The sequence below is a fragment of the Streptomyces sp. NPDC058375 genome, from assembly GCF_042723425.1.
GTDB lineage: Bacteria > Actinomycetota > Actinomycetes > Streptomycetales > Streptomycetaceae > Streptomyces > Streptomyces durocortorensis.
Genome location: NZ_JBHXJG010000460.1, coordinates 1 through 2,269, shown reverse-complemented (window position 1 = coordinate 2,269; position 2,269 = coordinate 1). Strand labels below are relative to the sequence as shown.

Genomic DNA, 2,269 nt, shown 5'->3' with positions numbered 1-2,269 from the left:
CCGGGCACCTGCGCGAACGTGCGGTCAGGCGCGACCCGCGGTCTTCTGGGTCTTACGGGTGACGGAGTCGATGACGACCGTGGCGAGAAGCACGGCGCCGGTGACCATGTACTGGATCGGCGTGGCGATGCCCTCCAGCGACAGCCCGTACTGGATCGAGACGATCACCATGACGCCGAGCAGCGCGTTCCAGGTGCGGCCGCGGCCGCCGAAGAGGCTGGTGCCGCCGATGACGGCCGCCGCGATGACGTTCATCAGGAGGTCGCCGGTGCCGGAGCCCTGGTTGGCCGCCGCGATCTTGGAGGCCCAGAACAGGCCGCCGATCGCCGCGAAGGTGCCCGCGATGGAGAAGACGGAGATCCGGATCGCGGTGACGTTGATACCGGCGCGCCGGGAGGCCTCGACGCTGCCGCCGAGCGCGAAGATCTTCCGCCCGTAGGCCGTGCGGCGGAGCAGGAAGTCCGTGCCGACCAGGACGATCAGGAAGAGGACCAGCGCGAGCGGCAGGCCGCGGTACTGGTTGAACATGTACGCGGCGGCGAAGGCGAACACCGCGAGCACGGCCGTGCGCACGGCGATGTCGGCGATCGGCCGGGCCGGGATGTCGGCCGCCTCGCGGCGGCGGGTGTCCAGGAAGGCGGCGAGGAAGTAGCCGATCACCGCGATGGCGGCGAGCCCGTAGGCGGCGGCGACATCGGTGAAGTAGTACGTGGTCAGCTGGCCGACCACCCCTTCGCCGTCCAGGTTGATCGTGCCGGAGTCGCCGAGCAGCTGGAGCATGAAGCCGAGCCAGAACAGCAGGCCGGCCAGGGTGACGGCGAAGGCGGGAGCGCCGATCCGGGCGAAGAAGAAGCCGTGGATCGCGCCCATCACCGCGCCGCTGACGATGGCGACGACGATCGCCAGCCATTCGTTCATGCCCTGGGTGACGCTGAGCACCGCGACCAGGGCGCCCGAGACGCCGGAGACGGAGCCGACCGAGAGGTCGATCTCACCGAGCAGCAGGACGAAGATGATGCCGACGGCCATCATGCCGGTGGCGACCATGGTGACCGCGATGTCGCTGATGTTCTTCGCGGAGAGGAACTCGGAGTTCATGCTCTGGAAGACGATGGCGATGATCGCGAGGCCGACGACGACCGGGATGGAGCCCAGGTCACCGCCGCTGATCTTGCGCTTGAACTCGGTGAGGTAGCCGGCGAAGCCCTGCTCGCGGATGAGCAGGCGGGGGTCGACGACCGTGGCGGCGCCCTCGGCGGCGTCCGGGTTGCCGACCGGCGGCGTGTCCACCGGGTCGCTGCCCTTGTCCAGCGAAGTGCTGCTCTTGTCCACCGTGTTGGTGGTCTCGTCGGTGGTCACTTGGAAACCTCCGCGTTGCGCGCCGCACGTCGGGTCACGGCGTTGTCCGTGGCGCCCGTGATGGCGGAGATGATCTCTTCCTGGGAGGTGGTCTTCACATCGAAGACACCGTTGTTCCGGCCCAGCCGGAGCACGGCGACCTTGTCGGCCACGGCCTTCACGTCGGCCATGTTGTGGCTGATGAGGATGACCGCGTGACCGCGCTCGCGCAGCCGCTCGACGAGATCGAGGACCTGGGCGGTCTGCTCGACGCCGAGGGCGGCGGTCGGCTCGTCGAGGATGACGAGCTTGGGCTCACCGAGCATCGAGCGGGCGATGGCCACGGTCTGGCGCTGGCCGCCGGAGAGCGAGGCGATCGGGATGCGGACGCTCGGGATCCGGATGGAGAGCGTGGACAGCAGCTCGCGGGAGCGGCGCTCCATCTCCACCTCGTCCAGGATGCCGAACTTGCGCAGCTCCCGGCCCAGGTAGAGGTTGCCGACGACATCGATGTTGTCGCACAGCGCGAGGTCCTGATAGACGGTCGCGACGCCGAGGTTCTGGGCGTCGTGCGGCTTGTCGATCTGCACCGCCCGGCCCTCCCACTCGATGACTCCCTCATCGATGGGGTGGACTCCGGCGATCGTCTTGACCAGCGTTGATTTACCGGCGCCGTTGTCGCCGACCAGGGCGACCACCTCGCCGGCGTGGACCTCAAGCTCTACATCGGTGAGTACCTGGACGGCACCGAAGCGCTTGGAGACCCCTCGCAACGCCAACACGGGCGTAGCGGACACATGAACCATCTCCTTCGCCGCCTGACCGGCGGGGATGCCGCTCCCGGGGGAAGGCGCGGCGGTGTCGAGCAAAGAGAACAGATGAGGTGTGAGCGTTCCGTCCGGCGCCCCGCCCGGTAGCGGGACGGTTGGTG

General features: G+C 68.6%; 2 protein-coding genes. Both read right to left on the bottom strand.

The features are described from left to right. Positions 1-24: 24 nt before the first annotated feature. Positions 25-1,359 (bottom strand): sugar ABC transporter permease, encoded by a 1,335-nt coding sequence (locus tag ACFWM7_RS35005; protein WP_383268743.1) that lies wholly within the window; start codon positions 1,357-1,359, stop codon positions 25-27. Then, complete coding sequence (locus ACFWM7_RS35000; RefSeq protein WP_383268746.1) at positions 1,356-2,144, bottom strand: ATP-binding cassette domain-containing protein; 789 nt, start codon at positions 2,142-2,144, stop codon at positions 1,356-1,358. The genes ACFWM7_RS35005 and ACFWM7_RS35000 overlap by 4 nt, the downstream gene beginning before the upstream one ends. Between the last annotated feature and the right edge of the window lie 125 nt (positions 2,145-2,269).

Excerpts from the sequence above, each read along its gene's own strand:
- ACFWM7_RS35000 (WP_383268746.1), bottom strand. The coding sequence starts at position 2,144 with ATGGTTCATGTGTCCGCTACGCCCGTGTTGGCGTTGCGAGGGGTCTCC.